Origin of the sequence: Paraburkholderia fungorum (assembly GCF_046027605.1) — a bacterium.
GTDB lineage: Bacteria > Pseudomonadota > Gammaproteobacteria > Burkholderiales > Burkholderiaceae > Paraburkholderia > Paraburkholderia fungorum_F.
The window spans coordinates 51775-75112 of record NZ_JAQQEF010000023.1 but is presented as its reverse complement, the minus strand read 5'-3'; the positions used below and the strand labels follow the sequence as shown (position 1 = coordinate 75112).

The following is a 23338-nucleotide window of genomic DNA, read 5'->3' as shown; positions in this document are numbered from 1 at the left end:
ACGATGACTTCCAACGACGCCACTCATAGCCCGCTGTACGCCACGCTGCTCGCCGAAACCGCCAAAATCGGCTGGAGCGAACTCGAACGCTTTTTCGCGCGCGGCATGTTGCTGCGCGTCGCGCGCGACATCGATCTCGTGAGCGTCGCCGAAGCCATCGCCCGCGACGACACCACGCAGGTCACGCAATGGCTGTCTGCCGGCCTCGTCGAACGGGTGCAGGCCGAAACCGCCGCCGATTTCGCCGCGCGCGATCCAGATCTGTGGGCGGTGGTCGTCTCGCCATGGGTGTGCGTGCAGGAACGCAATTGAACGACAGCGCGCGCGCCCCGGAGGAAGTCCCGTTGAAGGATGCCCCGAAGGAAATCCGCTTGGGCGACACGCCGAAGGACGGTCCCCTCGAGGACGCCTCGAAGGAGCTCTCCTCGGGAAGCGGCGCGGCCGCGACCGCGCCCGCCGTCCCGGTGCGCTGGCACCGCCGGGTGCTGACGCTGGCGTTTCCAATCGTCCTCGCCAATCTCACCCAGCCGATTCTCGGCGCGGTCGACACCGCCGTCGCCGGCCATCTGGACGGTGCGTCCTATCTCGGCGGCGTCGCGCTCGGCGGACTGTTTTTCAACTTCGTGTTCTGGGGCTTCGGCTTCCTGCGCATGGGCACCACCGGCCTCGTCGCGCAAGCGCACGGCGCGGGCGACCATGCCGGGTTGCGCAACAACGTCGTGCGCGCGCTGTTGCTCGCGGCGGCGATCGGCGCAGCGGTGCTTCTGCTGCAAGGGCCGCTGATCGGTTACGCGTTGCGCGCGATCGGCGGCAGCGAAGCGGTGCAGCGCCACGCGCAGGCCTACTGCCACGCGCGCATCTGGGCCGCGCCGCTCGCGCTCGGCAATTACGTGGTGCTCGGCTGGCTGCTCGGCACGCAGCAGGTACGGCTGGCCCTGCTTTCGCAAGTGTTCATCAACAGCGTGAACATCGTGGCGGTGCTGTCGTATGTGTACGTTTTCGATTGGGGCGTGGCGGGCATCGGCGCGGCCACGGCGACGGCCGACGCGCTCGGCTTCGTACTCGGCGCCGCGCTGTTGTGGCACGGCCGGCCACGCGGCTTGCCCGCGCTGAACCGCGCCGCCCTCTTCGACGCTCCCGCGCTCAAGCGGCTGGTGGTGCTGAATCGCGATATCTTCGTGCGCACGCTCTGTCTGCTGTCGTCGTTCGGCTGGTTCGCGCATCTTGGCGCGAGACAAGGCGACGCCACGCTCGCCGCCAACGCCTTGCTGCTCAATTTTCAGACTTTCATGGCCTACGGACTCGACGGCTTCGCACACGCTGCCGAAGCGCTGGTCGGCGCGGCGATCGGCGCGCGCGACCGGCACGCGTTCGCGCAGGCCATCAAGGTGACGGCGCTGTGGTCCGCGCTCGGCGCGCTGGGTTTCTCGCTGGTGTACTGGGGCGCGGGATCATGGATCATCGGACGTCTGACCGATCAGGCCGCGGTGCGCGCCACCGCCGAGACCTATCTGCCCTGGGCCGCGCTCTTGCCGGTGATCTCCGTTTGGGGCTTTCTGCTCGACGGCGTGTTCATCGGCGCGACTCGCACGCGTGAGCTGATGATGTCGATGGTGGTGTCGTTTGCGGTGTTCGTGGCGGCCTCGTGGGCCTTGCTGACGCTGTATGGCAATCACGGCTTGTGGGCCGCGATGCTGATCTTCATGGCCGCCCGCGGCGTTACGCTCGCGCGCTTTTTGCCGGGGGTAGTGCGCGGCATGGCAGGCGCCGGCGCTTAGACTCGGCTTGGGTGCCGGCGTGCATGCGCCGACGCTTCGCTTTCATTTCCCTTCCCACTCTCCTGGCTGCCCTCAAGGCGCGACGGGCACCATGGCGGGCGGCCGGTCGTCGGTGGGTACGCCGTGGTAGTCGGCGGGATCTTTAGGCGGCGTGCCGCCATGATGCCCGGAAGGGTCGTTGGCACAGCCGCCGAGTCCGGCAGCCAGCATCAATGCAATCAACAAAACGCGGTTCATAGACTCTCGAGACAGAATGACAATAACGGCGAAGAAGCGCCGAAAGTCTACCCGCAATTCGCCTTCGACGAGTTCGTGCGTCACACGCTCCCGGCTGCCATTTTGTGATGCGTGATCTACTATAAAGACACAGCTACGTGTCATAGGAGACTGCCATGGACGCTGAATCGATCGCAGGTTTGATCGGACTTGCAATAGGTCTGCTCGTGCTGCTCGCGCTGTCGATTTTCGAATCGAGAACTTATCGGCGCGAACACGACGGCGAAGGCATGCTGCATCACTGGTTCACACACCAGCATATGCCACACTGGATGCGTCGCCGGCATTGAGGGGATCGACCGGCTGCTGAGCGCGCGCTTGCGCATAACAGGCAAGCGCGAGCGCCTGCTGACGCGCAACGCTTTCGCGTCAGCTGTGTACGCGCATGTCGTACACGCGCCTGCCGCGCGCCACCCGCCCAGCTGTCGGACTCCTCGCCTGCGCTTCATTCCTCGCGCATTTCGTCCTTTGCGCACTTCCTCTCCGCGGTACTTCCACCCTCAACACTCCCAGCCTCACTGCTCCCCCAGCCTCAGTACCTGCACGCTCACTCCTTCCACCCTGCATCACCTGTCACATCCTCTCAGGCACATGCCTTGCTGTAGAGCATCCTGCAAGGAGGCGTAGCGATACGCGTCCCTCGTCCCGGCGCGCAGGCGCCGAACCAACAGACTACGCGGCCCGAGCACCTCCGAGGGCCAGACAGGGAGAACTCAAATGACCGTCGGAACCATACTGCTTATCCTGCTCATCCTGCTGCTGATCGGCGCGCTGCCGAGTTGGCCATACAGCAGCGGCTGGGGTTATCGGCCGACCGGCGTGCTTGGGGTCGTCCTGATCATCGTGATCGTGTTGCTGCTGATGGGACGCATATAACCCGCGAGACCGAGCCTCCAGGACCCTTCCGAGCCTTTTTCCAATCCGACGCAATTTGTGATTGACTCTGGCACCCAATGCCACGTAGAATCTCGGATTCGTCGGAGCGTAGCGCAGCCTGGTAGCGCATCTGATTTGGGATCAGAGGGTCGAAGGTTCGAATCCTTTCGCTCCGACCACGAAAAAGCAATACGAAACCCGCGTCGCCTTCGGCTTCGCGGGTTTTTGCTTTTGTGCTTCATGCGTTCATGGGGCTCATGGGGTTCGTGCCGACTGATGCCCGCCGCCCGGCCTTGCGTCCTCACGAGCGCCCATGCGACAGTGATTGCAACCCGGCGCAGTTATCCACGCCGCAACCAGAGTCAAGGAGACACCCATGGATCTGATCCTCTGGCGTCACGCCGAAGCCGAAGATTTCGCCGCCAGCGATCTCGCCCGCGCGCTCACCACGCGAGGCCGCAAACAGGCGCAAAACGTCGCCAAGTGGCTGCGCACCCGCCTGCCCGATGATGCCGTGGTCCTCGCGAGTCCCGCGGTGCGCACCATCCAGACCGCCGAAACCCTGAGCGACCAGTATCGCGTGGTGCGCGAACTCGCGCCCAACGCCAGCGTGGACGATGTGCTGAAGGCCGCCGGCTGGCCTAAAGGCATCGCGCCGACGGTCGTGATCGTCGGCCATCAACCGACGCTCGGCCACGTTGCGGCACGCCTGCTCGGCAACAGCAATGCGAGTTGGCCGCTGAAGAAAGCCGGCCTATGGTGGATCGAAAGCCGTGAACGCGACGGTGAGGACCAGGCCGTGCTGCGCGCGGCGATGAGTCCCGATCTGATCTGATCTGATCCGAGCCGGTCGCGCGAAAACAACACACGGCGAACACACGACGAACACGCGGCGCGCGCGGCCCACGACATTACAAGCCGCGAGCACACAGCTTACGGGCAGTCATCCAATCGTCATGGCTTTGCCATGCGAGCGTCACCAGGCGTTACTACATTGGCGAAAAAAGAAATCTCCCTTTTTTCGACCAGGACGCCACATGCGAGAACTGCCGACGCCCACCCTGCCTCTGGCTTCGCTCTTCGAAACGCGTCGCCTGCCGCGCGCCGAAGAGACGGTCACCGCCCAGCATCGCCTGCAAGTCACGTGGGCTCGCACCGACGAGGAACTGCGCGAAGCCCAGCGTCTGCGCTACCGTGTATTCGCCGATGAAATGGGCGCGCGTCTGACGGGTCCGGCCGGCCTCGACGTCGATTCGTTCGACTCATATTGCGATCACCTGCTGGTGCGGGATCTCGACACGCTGAAAGTGGTCGGCACGTACCGCGCGCTGCCGCCGCATCAGGCGGCCCGTATCGGACGTCTGTATGCGGAAAGCGAATTCGACGTGTCGCGTCTCACGCACCTGCGCGCGAAGATGGTCGAGGTGGGCCGTTCGTGCGTGCACCCGGACTACCGCAGCGGCTCGGTGATCATGTCGCTGTGGGCCGGGCTCGCCGCGTACATGAAGCACAACGGCTACGAGACGATGCTCGGCTGCGCGAGCGTCGCGATGGTCGACGGTGGCCACTACGCGGCCAATCTGTACTGCGCGCTGCGCGACAACGCGTTGACGGCACCGGAATATCGCGCGTTTCCGCACACGCCGCTGCCCGTCGAAGAATTGCAGAACGGTGCCGATGTCGCACCGCCGCCGCTGGTGAAAGGCTATCTGCGTCTTGGTGCGAAGATTTGCGGCGCGCCGGCCTGGGACCCCGATTTCAACACGGCTGACTTTCTGACGCTGCTGCGTCTGTCGGATATCAATGCGCGTTATGCGCGGCACTTCCTCGGCGACGCGTCGCCGCGCTGAACGGCTCACCAATACCCGCCATTCAGTCGACTCGAGTCGACGACTGACGCGGTAAAAAAAAGCCCGGCGGATCATCTCCGCCGGGCTTTTTTCATTTGCCGCGCCGATCGCGCGGCGGCTTCCGGTTGTGACCCTGCGAGGCACGGCACAACGCATTAGTCTCAATCGTCGGTGTACACCACGCGATACGGAATCCCAACCTTCTCCCACTCCGCAGCCTCCTGGATCAGGCTGTAATCGGTCAGCGGATTGTTAGCTACCCACTCGTTCGGCAAACGCACTTCGTAACCGCCGTTGACCTGCGCAACCGCGATGCCGGGCAAGCCGACATCCGCACGGCGGCGGCACAGCAGTGCCGCGAGCCGCAGACAGAACAGCAGCGGCCACTCCACCTCGCGCGTTTGCGACAGCTTGCCGAGTTTCCCCGCATGGCCGAGCACCAGCGCGGCGAGCCGCGCCTGGTCGGTACGCGAAAAGCCCGGCATGTCGGCATTGCTCGCGATATAGGCCGAATGCTTGTGGTACGCGCTGTGCGAGATCGACAGCCCGATTTCATGCAAGGCCGCGGCCCAGGCGAGGAATATGCGATTCTCGACGCGGCGCTCCTCGTCCGGCTCGACAAACTGGTCGTAAAAGCGCACCGCGAGTTCGCCGATACGCCCGGCCTGCGCACGGTCCACGCCGTAACGCCGCATGAAGCCTTCCACCGTCACGGTGCGCATGTCCTCGTGCTGCGACCGGCCCAGCAGGTCGTACAGCACGCCGAGGCGCAGCGCGCCGTCGGTCGTGTCGACGTAATCGACACCGAGTTCGTCGAACACCGCGATCATGATCGACAGGCCGCCGGCCAGCACGGGAATGCGATCGCCCTTCAACGCGACCAGCTTCAGGCGATTAACGTTCTCCGCCTTGATCAGCGCGCGCTTGAGGCGCTCCAGCCCACCGCGCGAGATGCCGTGCGTGATACCCGGATCGTTGAAGCCGTTTGCCTCGACCAGTTCGGCGAGCGCGCGTGCGGTGCCGGACGAGCCGATCGCCTGCTCCCAACCGGTTTTCTTGTACTCGGCGGAAATAATCTGAATTTCGCGGCCTGCGGCGAGCTCGGCCTGCCGCATCGTGTATTCGTCGACATTACCCGCCGGAAAGAAGGCGCGGCTATGGCTCACGCAGCCGATATACAGGCTCTCCATCTTGATCGGCGTGTAGTGCGAACCGATGATGAATTCCGTCGAGCCGCCGCCGATATCCACGACGAGGCGTTTGCCCGCGCTAGCGGGCACGGAGTGTGCAGCGCCTGCGTAAATCAGGCGCGCTTCTTCACGCCCGGCGATCACTTCGATCGGGAAGCCCAATGCGGCTTGCGCCTCGCCGAGAAACTCGTTGGCGTTCTTGGCGATGCGCAGTGTATTCGTGGCAACCGCCCGCACGTGATCGGGGTGAAAGTCGCGCAACCGCTCGCCGAAGCGCTTGAGCGCATCCCAGCCGCGCACCTGCGAGGCGCGGTCGAGCATCTTGTCGCGCGACAGACCAGCGGCAAGCCGCACCGGCTCACGCAACGCGTCGACCTGATAGATCTGGCTGCCCGCGTCGGTTTCCTCGACCCGGCCTACGATCAGTCGGAAGCTGTTCGAGCCGAGATCGACGGCAGCAAGGAGTTGCGGGGTAGTAACCATCGAGTAAGCGGACTCCATGCGTGCGAGCGCGGCGGCGTTCGACGCGGAAGGCGCCGGGTGTCCGCCGGATGCCTTGGGCGCCTTGTGGCCGGCCGCGCTGTTCAAAGACGCCATTCTAAGCGTACCGGACCTCACGATGTCGCCTCGCAGTAAAGGGGGTGCCCTATGGTCCCATATGCACTGCGTCATAATGACGACACGCAACGAATACGGCGTAGAATTTAGGACTTCGAGAATGTCATAACAACGTCATCATACTGTGAGAATTTCCGAGCGTCTTTCCGTCTCCCCTCCTGACATTCCATTCTCGCTGCCGATGTCCATCCGCTACCCCTTATTGAATCGCGAGCTGGGCATCCTGGGTTTCAACGAGCGCGTGTTGGCACAAGCCGCCGACCCGGCCGTCCCTTTGCTCGAACGCCTGCGCTTCATCTGCATCACCAGCAGCAACCTCGACGAATTCTTCGAAGTCCGCATGGCCGGATTGCAGGAACAGATGCGCGACAACCCCGGTGCGCTGTCGCCGGACGGCATGTCGTTGCAGCACGTGTACGACCTCGTGGTCGAGCGTGCGCAGCGGCTCGTGCATCGTCAGTACACCATGCTGCACGACACGGTACTCACCGCGCTCGAAGCGGAAGGCATCTATTTTCACGGCACGGAAGCGTGGAACGAAGCGCAGACCGAATGGGCGCGCAACTACTTCTTCGACGAACTGCTGCCGGTGCTCACGCCGATCGGCCTCGATCCGGCTCACCCGTTTCCGCGCGTGCTCAACAAGAGCCTGAACTTCGTCGTCGAACTCGAAGGCAAGGATGCGTTCGGCCGCCAGGCGATGATGGGCATCGTGCAGGCGCCGCGTGCATTGCCGCGGCTCGTGCGCATGCCGCAGGAGCTGTCGGGCTATCCGCATGGCTTCGTGCTGCTGAGCTCGTTGCTGCAGCGTTTTGTCGGCGAGCTGTTTCCGAATCTGGTGGTGCGCACCTGCAACCAGTTTCGCATCACGCGCAATAGCGAACTGTTCGTCGACGAAGACGAAATCACCAACCTGCGGGTCGCGTTGCAGGGCGAACTGCCGGCGCGGCATCTGGGTAATGCGGTGCGGCTCGAAGTGTCGGCGGAAACGCCTGCGCATGTCGTGCGGCGCCTCCTCGACGAAAGCAGCCTTTCCACCAAAGACTGCTACTTCGCCGACGGCCCAGTCAATCTCGTGCGCCTGATGCAGTTGCCGGAGATGGTGGACCGGCCCGACCTGAAGTTCGTGCCGCATATTCCGGCGATCCCGCAGCAGATCGCCAACAGCGCGAACATGTTCGACGTGATCGACCAGGGCGACGTACTGCTGCATCACCCCTATGAGAGCTTTCAGCCGGTGCTCGAACTGTTGTTGCAGGCGGCGAAAGATCCGAACGTGGTGGCGATCAAGCAGACCATCTATCGCACCGGCACCGATTCGCCGCTGATGGATGCGCTCATGCAAGCCGCGCGCAACGGCAAGGAAGTGACGGTGGTGGTGGAGCTGCTCGCGCGCTTCGACGAAGAAACCAACATTAGCTGGGCCTCGCAGCTGGAGGCGGTGGGCGCGCACGTCGTGTACGGCGTGGTGGGCCACAAATGCCACGCAAAGATGATGCTGATCGTGCGGCGCGTCTCGTCCGGCGGCAAGACCCGCATGAAGCGTTACGTGCACCTCGGCACCGGCAACTATCATCCGCGCACCGCACGGCTTTACACCGATTTCGGCCTCATGACCGCCGAAGAGAAAATCTGCGAAGACGTGCACCACGTGTTCCAGCAACTGACCGGCATTGGCGGTGAACTGAGGCTGCATGAGTTGTGGCAATCGCCGTTCACGCTGCATCCGAAGCTGGTCGAAGCGATTCGCGCTGAAGCGGAGCACGCACGCGCCGGCAAGAAAGCGCGCATCGTCGCAAAGATGAACGCGCTCCTCGAACCGACCGTGATCGCCGAGTTGTACGAAGCATCACAGGCCGGCGTGAAGATCGATCTGATCGTGCGTGGCGTGTGTTCGTTGCAACCGGGCGTGCCGGGCTTGTCGGAGAACATCACCGTGCGTTCGATTGTCGGGCGCTTTCTCGAACACCATCGCATCTTCTATTTCTACGACGGCGGCAAGGAACGGGTGTATCTGTCGAGCGCTGACTGGATGGACCGCAACTTCTTCCGCCGCGTGGAAGTGGCGTTTCCCATCAACAACCGGCGCCTGAAGCGGCGTGTGATCGCTGAAGGCCTGTCGGCGTTTCTCGGCGACAACCAGTCCGCGTGGCTGATGCAAAGCGACGGCCACTACCGGCGCCGGCGGCCAGGCAAATCGTCGCGCAATGCGCAGATGAGCTTGCTGGGGAAATTCTGTTCGTGAGTTTGTGAGCGCCTGCTTGCGTTTGCGCGCCGCTGAACACGCGGCGCTTATAAAAAAACCCGCCATGGTTTGCACCACGGCGGGTTTTTTCCGCCCAACGCTTTCAAACCGGAGCCGGCTGACGACGCGCCGTGCGATACACCGGAAAGCGCACGCTGAACGTGCTGCCGCGCCCCTCTTCGCTCTTCACATCGAGCTGCGCATCGTGCCGTTGCAGCACGTGCTTGACGATGGCAAGGCCGAGGCCCGTGCCGCCCGTATCGCGAGAGCGGCTGCGGTCGACGCGATAGAAGCGCTCGGTCAATCGCGGAATATCCGCCGCCGGAATCCCCAGGCCGCTATCCGTGACTGAGAACATCGCACTGCCGCCGTTCGCGTGCCAGCTCACGCGAATCGCGCCGCCGTCCGGCGTATAGCGGATCGCATTGGTCACGAGGTTGCCGAGCGCACTGAGTATCTCCGTTTCCACGCCGGTGACGGTGAGCCCTTCGTCGGCGTCGAACACGATCTTGTGATGGTCGCTCGAGAGGCTCGCCGCGTCGTCCTTCAAATGGCGCAACACCGCGCGCATGTCGATCATCTGATCGCTCGGCGGCCTGTTGTCGCCTTCGAGCTTCGCGAGCACCAGCAGGTCGTCGACGATATGACGCATCCGCGAGGCCTGCTGCTCCATCAGTTCGAGGTAGCGCCCGCGCTCGGCTTCGCTCAGCGGCAGTTCTCGCATGGTTTCGAGAAAACCCGAGAGCACGGTGAGCGGTGTTTTCAGTTCATGCGACACGTTGGCGACAAAGTCGCGCCGCATCGCGTCGGTACGCTCCAGCTCGGTGATGTCTTGCGACAGCACCAGCTTGCGGTTCTCGCCGTACGGAAACACCTGCACCGACAGCACGTTCTGGCGCTTCTCGCCCATACCGCGCATGATCAGCATCTCTTCGTAGCGATGCGAATTCAGATAGCGCACGAAATCCGGCTGGCGCACCAGATGCGTGATGTGCTGACGCAGATCACGTTTCGCATCCAGCCCGAAATGAAGTTCGGAGATCGCGTTGCACCACTCGATCTGATCGTGATCGTCGAGCATCGCCACGCCGTTCGGCGATGCCTGGATCGCCTGGATGAAACGCGAATGCTGCTGCTCGACCTGACGCACCTGCGCATGCCAGCGCTTCGCAAGCTTGTGCAGACGGTAGTAGATTTCGCCCCAGATGCCGGGGGCGCTCGGCACTTCACCGTAGACCGGCGCGTCGAGCAAGCGCCACAAGCGCTGCTTGTGGAAGGTGCTGAAGATGCTCTGCGCGAGCAGCAAAACGATCGCGAGGACGAGCGCTGCCTTGACGTTCACGAGTGCGCCGACCACCACGCACAGAACAGCCAGCAGCACGACCGACACAATGGAGCGCGCCCAGATGATGTTCATGTTCTAGCAATCGACGAGAAAAGTGCTACCGCAAAGTCAGGCGCTCTTGGCGAGCCGGTAGCCGCTGCCGCGTACCGTCTCGATCATAGCATCGCACCCGGCCGGCTTGAGCGCTGCGCGCAGACGCTTGATATGCACGTCCACCGTGCGCTCTTCGACGAACACGTGATCGCCCCACACCTGATCGAGCAGTTGCGTGCGGCTATGCACGCGCTCCGGGTGCGTCATGAAGAAGTGCAGCAGACGGAATTCGGTCGGGCCGAGATCGAGCTTGATTTCGCTGCCTTCGGCATGCGCGGCGACGCGGTGCGTTGCCGGATCGAGCTTCAGACCGTTGATCGCGACCAGGTCTTCGGTCAACTGCGGCGCGCGGCGGCGCAACACCGCCTTGATACGCGCCATCAGTTCTTTCGGCGAGAACGGCTTGGTGACGTAGTCGTCCGCACCGATTTCGAGGCCGAGCACCTTGTCCTGTTCATCGCCACGCGCGGTCAGCATGATGATCGGAATATGCTTGGTGCGTTCGTTGTTGCGCAAATCACGGGCGAACGCGATGCCAGACTTGCCCGGCAACATCCAGTCGAGCAGAACGAGGTCGGGCAATACATCGCTGATCAGGTTCTGCGCCTGTTCCGCGTTGTACGCGCGAATCGGGCAGTGACCGGCGTGTTGAAGATTGACCGAAATCAGTTCGGAAATGGCGGGCTCATCTTCAATGACGAGAATGCTGCTGGGCATCGGCACCTCTGATCCTTATAACAGATTAACTGAGTGCTTCGCGTTCGAGCGCGTCGCGCGACTTGTGGCGTACGTCGGTGCCCTTCACGATGTAAATGATGAATTCGGCGATGTTCTTCGCGTGGTCGCCGATCCGCTCGATCGCCTTGGCGATGAACAGGAAATCGAGGCCCACCGAGATCGAACGCGGATCTTCAGTCATGTACGAAATCAGCTTGCGCACGAAGGCGCGGAATTCTTCGTCGATCGCTTTATCGTCGCGCACGATCTGCGCGGCGGCCACTGTATCGAGACGCGCGAATGCGTCCAGCGCGCGGCGCAGAATCGACACCGCCATCTCGCCCGACAATTTGATCTCGGCGATATTGATGGTGCGCGAGGCGCCGTCTTCCATCAGGCGCTTGGTGCGCTTGGCGATTTTTTCGGCTTCATCGCCGGCGCGCTCGAGATTCGTAATCGTTTTCGAAATGGCGATCAGAAGCCGCAGGTCGCGCGCGGCCGGCTGACGGCGCGCGATGATGTTGCTGCACTCTTCGTCGATTTCGATTTCCATCTTGTTCAGGCGCTCTTCCGCCGCGATCACCTGTTCGCAGATGTCGAGGTTGAATTCGTTGAGCGCCTGCATCGCGTGGACGATCTGCGATTCGACGAGGCCGCCCATTTCGAGGACCTTCGACGAAACGAGATTCAGATCGGCGTCGAACTGGCTGGACAGATGTTTATCGGACATGTCGTACTCCCTTGTTTTGCTCGTCGACGGCTTAGCCGAAGCGGCCTGTGATGTAGTCCTCGGTTTCCTTGCGGACCGGCTTGATGAAGATCTTTTCGGTGTCGCCGAACTCGATCAGCTCGCCAAGGTACATATAGGCAGTGTAGTCCGAACAGCGGGCCGCCTGTTGCATGTTGTGGGTCACGATCACCACCGTGTAATCGCTCTTCAGTTCGGCGATCAGTTCCTCGATACGGCCCGTCGAAATCGGGTCGAGCGCGGAACACGGTTCATCGAGCAGCAGCACTTCAGGACGGATCGCGATACCGCGCGCGATACACAGGCGCTGCTGCTGGCCGCCGGACAAACCGTAGCCGCTCTGGCCCAGCTTGTCTTTCACTTCGTTCCACAACGCGGCCTTCGTCAAGGCCCATTCCACGCGGTCGTCCATTTCCGAGCGCGGCAGCGTTTCGAACATCTTCACGCCGAACGCGATGTTGTCGTAGATCGACATCGGAAACGGCGTCGGCTTCTGGAACACCATGCCGATCCGCGCGCGCAGCAGCGATATATCGCGCTTGGAGGTCAGCAGGTTTTCGCCGTCCATCAGGATCTCGCCTTCGGCGCGCTGTTCCGGATAGAGCGCGTACATCTTGTTGAGCGTACGCAGCAGCGTGGACTTGCCGCAACCCGACGGGCCGATGAACGCGGTCACCTTGCCTTCGGGAATCTGCAGATTGATGTTCTTCAGCGCGTGATACTTGCCGTAGAAGAAGTTCAGATCGTTGATCTCGATCTTTGGGCGCGACGGCGACGACGCCTGGCCGCTCTGGGCGGGATCGAAACCGGCGGGCGCCGTCGGGCGCGCGATCGGATTGAGTTGAGTTTCTGCCATATTCATCGGATTACACTCCGCCCTTACTTATTCGAAAAGATCGTGCGCGCGAGGATGTTCAATCCCAACACCGCGAGCGTGATCAGGAAGACGCCGGCCCACGCGAGCGATTGCCACTGCGCAAACGGGCTCATCGCGAACTTGTAGATCGTCACCGGCAGGTTCGCAACCGGCTGGTTCATGTCCATCGAGAAGAACTGATTCGACAGCGCCGTGAACAGGAGCGGCGCGGTTTCACCCGCAATCCGCGCGACGCCGAGCAGCACGCCGGTGATAATGCCCGCGATCGACGCCTTCAGCGTGATCGACAGTACCATTTTCCATTTCGGCGTGCCGAGCGCGAACGCCGCTTCACGCAGCGCGTTCGGCACCAGTTTCAGCATGTTTTCAGTGGTGCGGATCACGATCGGAATCTGCAGCAGCGCCAGCGCGAATATGCCGGCCCAGCCGCTGAAGTGACCCATCTTCGCGACGACGAGAGCGTAGACGAACAGACCGACCACGATCGACGGCGCCGACAACAGGATGTCGTTGATGAAACGCGTGAGACTCGCAAGCCAGCCCTTCTGACCATACTCGGCTAGATACACACCGGCCAGAATGCCGATCGGCGTGCCGATGAAAGTGGCCAGCCCGACCAGCATCGCACTGCCGACAATCGCGTTGGCGAGACCGCCGCCATCGGTGTTCGGCGGCGGCGTGGATTGCGTGAACAACTCGATCGACAAGCCGCCGATGCCCAGACGCAGCGTCGTATAGAGAATCCACACGAGCCACAGCAAACCAAACGCCATGGCCACGAGCGACATCGTCAGCGCGACGGCGTTCTTCATGCGGCGGCGGCCTTGCAGACGCACGCGCATCGTTTCGAGCTCAGCGGCGTTGCGCGAACCCGGCATACCCAAGGTGGACTGGCTCATTTCGCGCCCTCCCCTTTCTCGAGACGAAGCAGCATGAATTTCGAAATTGCCAGAACGATGAAGGTAATCACGAACAGAATCAAACCGAGTTCCATGAGCGCCGACGTATGCAACCCGGGGTCCGCTTCCGCGAATTCGTTGGCCAGCGCCGAGGTAATGCTGTTGCCCGGCGAAAACAGCGAGACGTTGTCGAGCAGATTGGTGTTGCCGATCACGAAGGTCACCGCCATCGTTTCACCGAGTGCCCGGCCAAGGCCGAGCATCACGCCGCCGATGACGCCGCTCTTCGTAAAGGGCAGCACGATCTTCCACATCACTTCCCACGTCGTGCAGCCGATGCCGTACGCCGATTCCTTCAGCAGGACCGGCGTGACTTCGAATACGTCGCGCATCACCGCGGCGATATACGGAATGATCATGATCGCGAGAATCACACCCGCGCACAGAATGCCGATGCCGATCGGCGCGCCCTTGAACAATGCGCCGACAAACGGAATGCCGCCGAGCACCGTGCCCAGCGGCTTTTCGAACCATGTCGCGAAGATCGGTGCGAATACCAGCAAACCCCACATGCCGTAGACAATCGACGGAATCGCGGCGAGCAGTTCAATGGCGACGCCCAGCGGCCGGCGCAACCACGCGGGCGCGAGTTCAGTCAGGAAGAGCGCGATGCCGAAGCTGACGGGCACCGCGATGATGAGGGCAATGAGCGAGGTCGCGATCGTGCCGTAAATGGGCACCAGCGCGCCGAATTGTTTGCTGGGTGGATCCCAGTCGGCGGTCCATAGAAACGCGAAGCCGAACTGCTTGATCGACGGCAAGGAAGCGACAATCAGCGAAACGATGATGCCGCCGAGCAGCAACAGCGTGATGATGGCGGCGAGACGTGCGAGGCCGCCGAAGATGACGTCGCCGGCGCGGCTGGGTGCTTTTTGCTGCGACGCGCTGCCGGGCGGTTTCGATCTCGCCGCGCCAGAGGCTAATTGGATATCGGACATGAGAGCCTGATGGACCTGTTTCCAGTTGCCGTATGACACTTGTCATGCGGCGGACAATGCTGGGCTAATGCCGGGATAGTGTCTGAGTAATGCCTGGGTAATGCTTGGGTGATGCCTGGGTAATGCCTGGGTAGAGCCTTGGTAAAGCTTTGGTAATGCCTGGGTGATGCTTTGGTGATGCTTTGGTAAAGCCGTTGGCCGTCCTCGAATGAGCACGGCCAACGTGTTGCTTACTTTTTGGCGAATCGCTTAGTCAGCGATAGCCTTGCCCGAAGCGTCCTTCACCTTCGACTTCCACTGCGAGCGGATTTCCGCCGTCACCGAATCCGGCAACGAGATGTAGTCCAGATCGTTTGCAGCCTGGGTGCCGTTCTTGAACGCCCAGTCGAAGAACTTCAGCGTTTCCGTGCCTTGCGGAGCCTTCTCCTGCGTGGTGTGCAGCAGCACGAAGGTTGCGCCGACGATCGGCCATGCGTTCTTGCCCGGCTCGTCCGTCAGAATCTGGTAGAACGACTTCGACCAGTCAGCACCAGCAGCCGCTGCCTTGAAGGTTTCCGTCTTCGGTTCGACCACTGCGCCCGTCGAATTCTTCATCGAGACGTACGTCATGTGGTTCTGCTTCGCGTACGCCCATTCCACGTAACCGATTGCGCCCGGCAGACGTTGCACGAAGGCTGCGACGCCGTCGTTGCCCTTGCCGCCCGTGCCCGTCGGCCAGTTGACCGTTGCGCCTTCACCGACCTTCGACTTCCAGTCAGCATTGACCTTCGACAGGTAGTTCGTCCAGATGAAGGTGGTGCCCGAACCGTCGGCGCGGCGAACCACGGCGATGTCGGTATCCGGCAGCTTGACCTTCGGGTTCAGTGCAGCGATCGCGGGATCGTTCCACTTCTTGATCTTGCCCAGGTAGATGTCGCCGAGCACTTCGCCCGACAGTGTCAATTCACCCGCCTTCACGCCCGGCACGTTGATAGCCGGAACCACGCCGCCGACCACCGTCGGAAACTGGAACAGACCTGCCTTCGCGAGTTCGTCGTCCTTCAGCGGAGCGTCCGAGCCTGCGAAATCGACCGTCTTCGCTTCGATCTGCTTGATACCGCCCGACGAGCCGATACCTTGATAGTTGACCTTGCCGCCACCCGTCTTCTGGTAGGCGTCAGCCCACTTCGTGTAGATCGGAGCTGCGAAGGTGCTGCCCGCGCCGGTGATGTCTGCGGCTTGCGCTGCCATTGCGAAAAGCGCGCCAGCGACGCCAGCGAACACGGTTTGCATCAATTTCATGAGACCTCCAAGGGTGTGAGCGGTGTGAGCGAATAACATGAACACCGCGAAGCTTAGGGTCTCTTTGTGACAGTAACGTGACTAACCGTGAAACGGATGTGACAGTAGGATTACAGACTCGAAAGGCGTTTGTACGGATAAAGCGCTGGTTTAGCGAAGTTGCAAGCAGCGCTCTACAGATTAGACGAAAAAGATGGGGCGCGAACGTTGGCGTAGGAGGAAGCGTGCGGCGAGGGATTTTCGGCGGGGCGCTGAGGAGCGCTAGCTGGGGTGAAGGCTCGGGAATGAGTAGGTGGGCGAAGATTCGACGGCGATGGGATGCTCCCAACTGCGGTCTGCCGCCGCCCGCCCACGGTGGGACGATCTGCTTGCCCGTGCGTCGCCGTTGCGGCGACGGCGACGGGCGGCCTCCGGCCGTGTCCCGCCGCCTCGGCTAACCGCGTGGTTATTTAAGCCGTAGCTTGCTTGACCGCGTCGGCGATCGATTCGGCATACCGAACCGCATCGTTGACTTTTTCCGCCTCGACCATCACACGCAGTACCGGCTCCGTACCGGACGCGCGGATCAACACGCGGCCGCGGCCGTTCAGCGCCTGCTCAACTTTGCTGATCGCGCGACGGATCGCGTCGCTGCCCTTCCAGTCCGCGCCGGGTTGCATCCGCACGTTGATCAGTTTCTGCGGAAACAGCGTCACGCCGTGAAGCAACTCGGCGAGCGTTTTGTCGCTGCGCTTCATGGCGGCCAGCACCAGCAGGGCCGAAACGATGCCGTCGCCGGTCGAATGGCGGTCGAGGGAGAGAATATGGCCGGAGCCTTCCGCGCCCAGCTGCCAGCCGTGCTCGCGCAACTGCTCGAGCACGTAGCGGTCGCCCACCGCCGCCCGGACGAATCTCACGCCGGCTTCCTGCAGCGCGACTTCGACCGCCATATTGGTCATCAAGGTGCCGACCGCGCCTTCCACTTTGCCCTCGGTCGCCATCCGGTCCTTGACCAGTACGTACAGCAGCTCGTCACCGTTATACAGGCGACCCGCTGCATCCACGACCTGCAGCCGGTCGGCATCCCCATCAAGCGCAATGCCGAGGTCCGCGTGGTTCGCGCGCACTGCGCGCACCAGCGCGTCCGGAGCGGTTGCACCGACGCCGTCGTTGATGTTGAAGCCGTTCGGTGCGACGCCAATCGGGATCACGTCGGCGCCGAGTTCGTGGAACACGTGCGGCGCGACGTCGTACGCAGCGCCGTGCGCGCAGTCGACCACCAGCTTGAGACCGCGCAAGTCGAACGCGGCCGGGAAGGTGCTCTTGCAGAACTCGATGTAACGGCCGGCCGCGTCATCGAGGCGCCGCGCCTTGCCGATCTGTTCGGATGCCGCGCACGCCAGCGGCAGATCGAGTTGTTCCTCGATCTGCGATTCCACTTCGTCGGGCAGCTTGTTGCCGTCGGCGGAGAAGAATTTGATGCCGTTGTCGTAGTACGGATTGTGCGACGCACTGATCACGACGCCCGCGGCGAGTCGCAGCGCGCGCGTCAGATAAGCGATGCCCGGGGTCGGCATCGGCCCGGCCAGCATGACGTCGACGCCGGCCGCGGAAAAGCCCGCTTCGAGCGCGGCCTCGAGCATATAGCCCGACACCCGCGTGTCTTTACCAATCAGCACCGTGGGCCGCGTGCCCGTTCTCGCCCAGCGGTCGGCGCCCGCCAGCACCTTGCCGGCAGCGTAGCCGAGCCGTAATACAAACTCCGGCGTGATCGGCCCTTCGCCAACCTTGCCCCGAATCCCGTCCGTTCCAAAATAGCGACGTGCCATGTTTTATAGTCCTCTTTCTTTTTTGGGCTCAGCCGCGCGCGCGGCTGTGATTCGCCGCGTCGCGCATGGCTGCCCATACTTTCAATGCATCCACTGTCTGCGCAACGTCGTGCACGCGCAGAATTGCCGCGCCGCGCCCGGCAGCACACACTGCCGCGGCGATGCTGCCCGCGACGCGTTCCGGCGCCGGGCGTCCCACCACTGCGCCGACCATCGACTTGCGCGACATGCCGGCGAGAATCGGGTACGGCGGCTCGGCCCGCGGCGCGGTGTCCGGCAGGTGCGCGAGCAGCGCGTAATTGTGTTCGACGACCGCCTTGCCAAAGCCGAAGCCCGGATCCACGCTGATACGCGCACGGACAATGCCCGCTTGCCGCAATGCCGCCACCCGCTCTTCGAGAAACTGTCGAACCTCGCTTACGACGTCGTTATAAGCGGGCTCGCCAACTTGCATGGTCTGCGGCTCGCCGAGCATGTGCATCACGCATAGACCGCATTCGCTGTCGCGCACGGCGTCGATCGCGCCCGGCATGCGGAAGCCCCAGATATCGTTGATCAGGTCGGCACCCGCCGTCAGTGCATGACGCATCACTTCTGGCTTGTATGTATCGACCGACAGCGGCACATTCGCGCCGCGCAGTTGTTCGACCAGCGGGATCACCCGCTCCAGTTCTTCGTCGAGCGGCACCGGCGGCGCACCCGGGCGGGTCGACTCACCGCCGATGTCGATGATGTCCGCGCCGTCGAGCAACATGCGCTCGGCCTGCCGCAGCGCATCGCCGCGCATCGCGTACTGACCGCCGTCGGAAAAAGAATCGGGTGTAACGTTCAGGATGCCCATAACCAGGGGGCGTTCAAAGGTCAGCTTGAAGCGGCCGCATTGCAGCAGTTCAGGAAGGGGAAGAGAAGCAAATTCGACTTTCGGCACGTAGCGGTCAATCACGTAAAACGGATAAATGCAAAACGGGCCGGTGTGAAACACACCGGCCCGCACTTTCTACTGGTCGCCTATCAGGCCGGCGCGGTCGCGCTACCAGGCTTGACCTCAGTGCCCGGGCTGCCGCCCGACGAGGCGTCGCTTGCCGACGGCGGAGAGCTCTTCGGCGAACGCGGCGGACGGCCTGCCATGATGTCGTTGATCTGATCGGCGTCGATCGTTTCCCACTCCATCAGCGCGGCTGTCATCGCTTCGACCTTGTCGCGGTTCTCATCCAGCAAGCGCTTGGCGAGGTTGTATTGCTCGTCCAGCACGCGACGGATTTCTGCGTCAACCTTCTGCTGCGTCGCTTCCGAAATGGTGCGCGTGAAACCACGGCCAAACGGCGTAGCGTCGTTTTCGTCGTCGACGTAGACCATCGGTCCGAGTGCGTCCGTCATACCGAAGCGAGCCACCATGGCGCGGGCCGTAGCCGTTGCCTTGTTGAAGTCGTCCGATGCGCCGGTGCTGATCAGATTCAGGAACAGCTCTTCCGCGACACGGCCACCGAACAGGATCGCGAGGCGGTCCAGCAGGTAGTCTTTCGAATACGTTTCGTTGTCATGCTCCGGCAACTGCCACGTGACGCCCAGCGCACGGCCGCGCGGAATGATCGTGACCTTGTGCACCGGATCGGCCTTCGGCAACAGCTTGGCGATGACCGCGTGACCCGACTCGTGATACGCCGTAGCACGCTTCGATTCTTCGCGAATCACGGCCGACTTGCGCTCCGGACCCATGAAGATCTTGTCCTTCGCGTCTTCGAAGTCGTTCATTTCGACGATGCGCTTGCCACGGCGAGCCGCGAACAGTGCTGCTTCGTTGACCAGGTTCGCCAGATCGGCGCCGGAGAAACCCGGTGTGCCGCGTGCGATAACCGCTGCGTCGACGTCGTTCGAAATCGGCACCTTGCGCAGGTGAACCTTCATGATGTGTTCGCGGCCGCGAATGTCCGGCAGACCGACGTACACCTGACGGTCGAAACGGCCCGGACGCAGCAGCGCCTTGTCCAGCACGTCCGAACGGTTCGTGGCAGCGATCACGATGACACCGGAATTCGCTTCGAAGCCGTCCATCTCGACCAGCATCTGGTTCAAGGTCTGTTCGCGCTCGTCGTTACCGCCGCCCATACCGGCACCGCGATGACGGCCAACCGCGTCGATTTCGTCAATGAACACGATACACGGCGCATGCTTCTTGGCCTGCTCGAACATGTCGCGCACACGAGCCGCACCGACACCCACGAACATTTCCACGAAGTCCGAACCTGAGATGCTGAAAAACGGCACCTTCGCTTCCCCGGCGATAGCACGCGCCAGCAACGTCTTACCGGTTCCCGGCGGGCCGACCAGCAGCACGCCGCGTGGAATGCGCCCACCCAGCTTCTGGAATTTCTGCGGATCGCGCAGGAAGTCGACCAGTTCGGAGACTTCTTCCTTGGCTTCGTCGCAACCGGCGACGTCGGTGAAATTGATTGCGTTGTTGTTTTCGTCGATCAGACGTGCACGGGATTTACCGAACGAGAACGCACCGCCTTTCCCGCCTCCCTGCATCTGTCGCATCATGTAGAACCAGAATCCGATGATCAGGATCGTGGGTCCGAGGTAGTACAGCGCGGACACCAGCGCATTCGGTTCGTCATCAGCCTTACCGCTCACCTGAACGCCGTACTTCATCAGATCGCCGACCATCCAGATGTCGCCGGGCGACACGATCTGGTACTTCTGGCCGTCTGCTGGAGTGACCGTGAGGTTCCGCCCCTGGACAATGACGTTCTTGACTTTGCCGTTCTTCGCGTCGTCCATGAACTGCGAATACGAAACACCTTCCTGGACACGGGGCTTGTCGAACTGCTTGAACACCGTAAACAGCACCAGTGCGATAACCAGCCACACTGCTGCTTTCGAAAACATATTGTTGTTCAAAGCACCACTCCTTCACTTAGACGGGCGCCTACATTTGCCTTGCGGCACCACGAAAGCATTCTAATCCAGTCCGCAGACCCCTGCCATAACGTTTCGCTACCACATAAATAGCGAAGCGGGCTATCAGAGCACCGATTTCCAGCGCCTGGGCGCATTAACGACAGGTGCGGAACCTTCCTGCAGCGCCCCTACGCGGGCCGCTTGAGATGCTTACCCAAAATAAACGTTTCTGACGACTTGTCCCGCGACGCTTTTGGCTTGCGGGCCGCCACCACCTTGAACTGGCGTTTGAACTTTTCGACAATCTGGCTGTAACCGCTGCCGTGAAAACATTTGACTAAAAGGGCACCATCCGGTTTCAGGTGATTTTGCGCGAATTCCATCGCGATATCGCACAGATGCTCGATTCGCGCGGCGTCCGCCACCGCCACTCCCGACAGGTTGGGCGCCATATCCGAAATTACAAGGTCAACCTGGCGCTCCCCGACTAATTCTTCCAGTCGTTCGAGAACCGAGTCTTCGCGGAAGTCGCCCTGAATGAAATGGACGTCCGCGATCGGCTCCATCGGCAGCATGTCGAGAGCGATGATCGTGCCGTCAATGCCGCCCTCGCGCTCGGCGTCGCGCTGCGTGCCCTTGGCCAGCTTGTTGCGGGCGTACTGGCTCCAGCTACCCGGCACGGAGCCGAGGTCGACGATCACCTGGCCTGGCCGGATCAACTTGTCCTGCTCGTCGATTTCCTTCAGCTTGTAGGCTGCGCGGGCGCGATAGCCCTCCCGCTGCGCCATTTTTACGTACGGGTCGTTGATGTGATCGTGCAACCACGCCGTGTTGAACTTGTTTTTTGCCATTAAAGGTGAACTCTTGCTGCGAAATGTGGCGCTTTAGGGGATAATACGCGGTTAATTCGCGCGGCCACCGCCAAACTTGGCAGTCATCCGCGATTCTGTTGTTCTGACGCGCCGCCCTGCGCTATTGGCCGAAATCTCTCGGAAATGCAGGTGCCGCCATTTTAGTCGAGTCTCCCACTTTCCATGCCAGCCCTTAAAGTCTCTTCCGACCAACGCGCCGAATTGCGCTCCCAGGCACATGCGCTCAAACCGGTCGTGCTCGTCGGCGCCGAAGGCTTGACCGACGCTGTGCTGTCGGAAATCAAGGTCCACCTTGGCGCGCACCAATTGATCAAAATCCGCGTGTTCGGCGACGAACGCGAAGAACGCATCGCGATCTACGAACAGATCTGCGACAAGCTGAATGCAGCGCCGATCCAGCATATCGGCAAGCTGCTGGTGATCTGGAAGCCGGAAGCAGCCGCACAACCGGCCGTGAAGGCCAAGCGCGGCGCCCTGCCGAGCGCCCGCGAAGCGGCTGTCGAAGCCAAACCGGGTAAAGGCCGCGCGCCGCGCGTGGTCACGGTGGTGAAGCCCAGCGAAATCCCGATGCGCAAGCCGAAGGCAAAAGCGGTCGTGGTGCGCGGCAATGAACGGGTCACGCAAGGCGGCAACATCAAGCGCGCCAAGAAGCGCCAGACCAGCGCGAAGCGTGCGCATCAGTCGTCGAAGTAAGCGAATGATGAGGGTGCGGGCGGTGTCCGCACCTTGATGTGAACTGCTCAGGCCGCGTGGTCACTTATACCTGGTTGACTCTGCCTGGATAAAGTCGCCGGGGCGGTTCCGCTTGAGCAACTCTACAGGCAAACCCGCGTGAGCAAGCCGTAGCCGCGTCACTCAACCGGTTACGTTCCCCGCAGCGCCGCGAGCGCCCTGCTCTGCTGTCAAGCTACCCACGCTCGCCGGCAGCTTCCACACCAGCGCCACGCCCAGCAGGCTTTCGATCAGATAAAACAGACTCGATACGCCGTGCAGGATGCCGAAGCGTGTCGCATAAGCTGAATGCCCGACATCACTGCCCGCTTCCAGCGCGGCCACGCGCATTGCATTCATAAACGGCTGCAATGCAAAGTAGCCCACCAGCACGCAGACAAGCATACCGGCGATCAACCAGCGCAAACGGCGATAAGCATCACTGCCGCGACGAACCAGTATGTTCGCCAGAACCAGCAGCAAAATACCGCACACCGCGCCCAGCACGCCTTCAATGCGAAACAGTTGCGCCGCCACCGCACCTGCCGTCATCCGGTCGAGCGATGTGAACAACACCGGCGCGACAGCATAGCCGATCGTCAACAGACTACCCACCCAAACTACCGTCAGCAGGCGGAACAGGCGATGTGGCATCAAGGACACCTGAGCCGCCTTCAAACGTAGCTAACCGCGATGATTTCGTACTCGCGCACGCCGCCCGGCGCTTGCACCGATGCAACGTCGCCTTCCGACTTGCCGATCAACGCGCGCGCGATCGGCGAGCTGATCGAGATCAGACCGTGGTCGATGTCCGCCTCGTCGTCGCCGACGATCTGGTATTTGACCTTGGCACCCGAATCGAGGTCTTCGAGTTCGAGCGTCGCGCCGAACACCACGCGACCGTCCGCTTCCACCTTGGACGGGTCGATCACTTGCGCACCGGCCAGCTTCGATTCGATTTCGGCAATACGGCCTTCGACGAAGCCCTGCTTTTCCTTCGCCGCGTCGTATTCCGCGTTTTCCGACAGATCGCCCTGGGCACGCGCTTCAGCGATCGAATTGATCACCGAGGGACGCTCAACCGATTTCAGGCGCTGCAATTCATCGCGCAACATTTCCGCGCCGCGCTTCGTCAATGGAACAGTGCTCATAAACAACTCTATGCAAAAAACAGCCGTAAAAAAAATCACCGCGGTTAAGTGCATTCCGCGGGGGCCAGAGCGCCGGACAAAGCCCGGACCCAAGCACCTGCGGA

Annotated in this window: 23 protein-coding genes and 1 tRNA gene; 9 read left to right on the top strand and 15 right to left on the bottom strand. The window is 62.0% G+C overall.

Annotated elements, in window-relative coordinates; genetic code table 11:
- Positions 1-3 precede the first annotated feature (3 nt).
- Together PQR53_RS29555 and PQR53_RS29550 are read left to right on the top strand one after the other, a co-directional pair.
- Positions 4-312 carry a DUF2288 domain-containing protein gene (locus PQR53_RS29555; RefSeq protein ID WP_408462025.1) on the top strand — a complete coding sequence of 103 codons (309 nt, stop codon included), beginning with the start codon at positions 4-6 and terminating at the stop codon, positions 310-312.
- A 152-nt stretch (positions 313-464) separates the two neighbouring features.
- The gene (locus PQR53_RS29550; RefSeq protein ID WP_408462135.1) at positions 465-1778 is read left to right on the top strand and encodes an MATE family efflux transporter; all 1314 of its coding nucleotides are present in this window, start codon (positions 465-467) and stop codon (positions 1776-1778) included.
- Positions 1779-1850: 72 nt separating this feature from the next.
- Here PQR53_RS29550 and PQR53_RS29545 read toward each other — a convergent pair whose 3' ends face one another.
- Complete coding sequence (locus tag PQR53_RS29545) at positions 1851-2015, bottom strand: hypothetical protein (protein WP_408462022.1); 165 nt, start codon at positions 2013-2015, stop codon at positions 1851-1853.
- Positions 2016-2170: 155 nt separating this feature from the next.
- Here PQR53_RS29545 and PQR53_RS29540 point away from each other — a divergent pair, with 155 nt between their 5' ends.
- The 5 genes from PQR53_RS29540 to PQR53_RS29520 all read left to right on the top strand — a co-directional run bounded on the left by PQR53_RS29540 (position 2171) and on the right by PQR53_RS29520 (position 4780).
- A complete protein-coding gene (locus PQR53_RS29540) occupies positions 2171-2344 on the top strand; it encodes a hypothetical protein (protein WP_179733290.1) in 174 nt (57 codons plus the stop codon).
- A gap of 427 nt (positions 2345-2771) precedes the next feature.
- Positions 2772-2930 carry a DUF3309 family protein gene (locus PQR53_RS29535; RefSeq protein WP_408462019.1) on the top strand — a complete coding sequence of 53 codons (159 nt, stop codon included), beginning with the start codon at positions 2772-2774 and terminating at the stop codon, positions 2928-2930.
- Positions 2931-3032: 102 nt separating this feature from the next.
- Positions 3033-3109, top strand: a tRNA-Pro gene (locus PQR53_RS29530).
- Between the two features lie 197 nt (positions 3110-3306).
- Positions 3307-3765: a SixA phosphatase family protein gene (locus PQR53_RS29525; protein WP_408462016.1), complete on the top strand. Its 459-nt coding sequence runs from the start codon at positions 3307-3309 to the stop codon at positions 3763-3765.
- Between the two features lie 202 nt (positions 3766-3967).
- Positions 3968-4780, top strand: a complete 813-nt coding sequence (locus PQR53_RS29520) for a GNAT family N-acetyltransferase (RefSeq protein ID WP_408462013.1) — start codon at positions 3968-3970, stop codon at positions 4778-4780.
- 161 nt (positions 4781-4941) lie between these two features.
- Here the strand turns inward: PQR53_RS29520 and ppx are convergent, their stop codons facing one another.
- The gene (gene ppx / locus PQR53_RS29515) at positions 4942-6567 is read right to left on the bottom strand and encodes an exopolyphosphatase (RefSeq protein ID WP_408462010.1); all 1626 of its coding nucleotides are present in this window, start codon (positions 6565-6567) and stop codon (positions 4942-4944) included.
- 202 nt (positions 6568-6769) lie between these two features.
- Here ppx and ppk1 point away from each other — a divergent pair, with 202 nt between their 5' ends.
- Positions 6770-8833, top strand: coding sequence for a polyphosphate kinase 1 (ppk1, locus tag PQR53_RS29510; protein ID WP_408462132.1), 2064 nt, complete (start codon positions 6770-6772; stop codon positions 8831-8833).
- Positions 8834-8936: 103 nt separating this feature from the next.
- On the opposite strand, the gene phoR is transcribed toward ppk1, so the two are convergent.
- The 11 genes from phoR to PQR53_RS29455 all read right to left on the bottom strand — a co-directional run bounded on the left by phoR (position 8937) and on the right by PQR53_RS29455 (position 21351).
- Positions 8937-10250, bottom strand: a complete 1314-nt coding sequence (gene phoR / locus PQR53_RS29505) for a phosphate regulon sensor histidine kinase PhoR (protein ID WP_408462007.1) — start codon at positions 10248-10250, stop codon at positions 8937-8939.
- A gap of 36 nt (positions 10251-10286) precedes the next feature.
- Positions 10287-10988, bottom strand: coding sequence for a phosphate regulon transcriptional regulator PhoB (phoB, locus tag PQR53_RS29500; RefSeq protein ID WP_028199153.1), 702 nt, complete (start codon positions 10986-10988; stop codon positions 10287-10289).
- 25 nt (positions 10989-11013) lie between these two features.
- Positions 11014-11718, bottom strand: a complete 705-nt coding sequence (gene phoU / locus PQR53_RS29495; RefSeq protein WP_408462004.1) for a phosphate signaling complex protein PhoU — start codon at positions 11716-11718, stop codon at positions 11014-11016.
- 31 nt (positions 11719-11749) lie between these two features.
- Complete coding sequence (gene pstB / locus PQR53_RS29490) at positions 11750-12598, bottom strand: phosphate ABC transporter ATP-binding protein PstB (RefSeq protein WP_408462001.1); 849 nt, start codon at positions 12596-12598, stop codon at positions 11750-11752.
- Positions 12599-12615: 17 nt separating this feature from the next.
- The gene (gene pstA, locus PQR53_RS29485) at positions 12616-13512 is read right to left on the bottom strand and encodes a phosphate ABC transporter permease PstA (protein WP_408461998.1); all 897 of its coding nucleotides are present in this window, start codon (positions 13510-13512) and stop codon (positions 12616-12618) included.
- The gene (gene pstC / locus PQR53_RS29480) at positions 13509-14510 is read right to left on the bottom strand and encodes a phosphate ABC transporter permease PstC (protein ID WP_408461995.1); all 1002 of its coding nucleotides are present in this window, start codon (positions 14508-14510) and stop codon (positions 13509-13511) included. Before pstC ends, pstA begins: the two co-directional genes overlap by 4 nt.
- A 249-nt stretch (positions 14511-14759) precedes the next feature.
- Positions 14760-15791, bottom strand: a complete 1032-nt coding sequence (gene pstS, locus PQR53_RS29475) for a phosphate ABC transporter substrate-binding protein PstS (RefSeq protein WP_408461992.1) — start codon at positions 15789-15791, stop codon at positions 14760-14762.
- A gap of 449 nt (positions 15792-16240) precedes the next feature.
- On the bottom strand, positions 16241-17599 hold the full coding sequence (gene glmM, locus PQR53_RS29470; RefSeq protein WP_408461989.1) for a phosphoglucosamine mutase: 1359 nt from the start codon (positions 17597-17599) through the stop codon (positions 16241-16243).
- Positions 17600-17627: 28 nt separating this feature from the next.
- Complete coding sequence (folP, locus tag PQR53_RS29465; protein WP_459251636.1) at positions 17628-18527, bottom strand: dihydropteroate synthase; 900 nt, start codon at positions 18525-18527, stop codon at positions 17628-17630.
- Between the two features lie 83 nt (positions 18528-18610).
- Positions 18611-20500, bottom strand: coding sequence for an ATP-dependent zinc metalloprotease FtsH (ftsH, locus tag PQR53_RS29460; protein ID WP_054036261.1), 1890 nt, complete (start codon positions 20498-20500; stop codon positions 18611-18613).
- Positions 20501-20688: 188 nt separating this feature from the next.
- On the bottom strand, positions 20689-21351 hold the full coding sequence (locus tag PQR53_RS29455; protein WP_408461986.1) for an RlmE family RNA methyltransferase: 663 nt from the start codon (positions 21349-21351) through the stop codon (positions 20689-20691).
- Between the two features lie 183 nt (positions 21352-21534).
- Between PQR53_RS29455 and PQR53_RS29450 the strand changes: the two genes are divergently transcribed.
- Positions 21535-22065 (top strand): YhbY family RNA-binding protein, encoded by a 531-nt coding sequence (locus PQR53_RS29450; RefSeq protein WP_323044074.1) that lies wholly within the window; start codon positions 21535-21537, stop codon positions 22063-22065.
- Between the two features lie 162 nt (positions 22066-22227).
- Here PQR53_RS29450 and PQR53_RS29445 read toward each other — a convergent pair whose 3' ends face one another.
- Complete coding sequence (locus PQR53_RS29445) at positions 22228-22737, bottom strand: DUF4149 domain-containing protein (RefSeq protein WP_408461983.1); 510 nt, start codon at positions 22735-22737, stop codon at positions 22228-22230.
- Positions 22738-22757: 20 nt separating this feature from the next.
- Entirely contained in the window at positions 22758-23234 is a 477-nt protein-coding gene (greA, locus tag PQR53_RS29440; RefSeq protein ID WP_097389983.1) for a transcription elongation factor GreA, read from the bottom strand.
- Between the last annotated feature and the right edge of the window lie 104 nt (positions 23235-23338).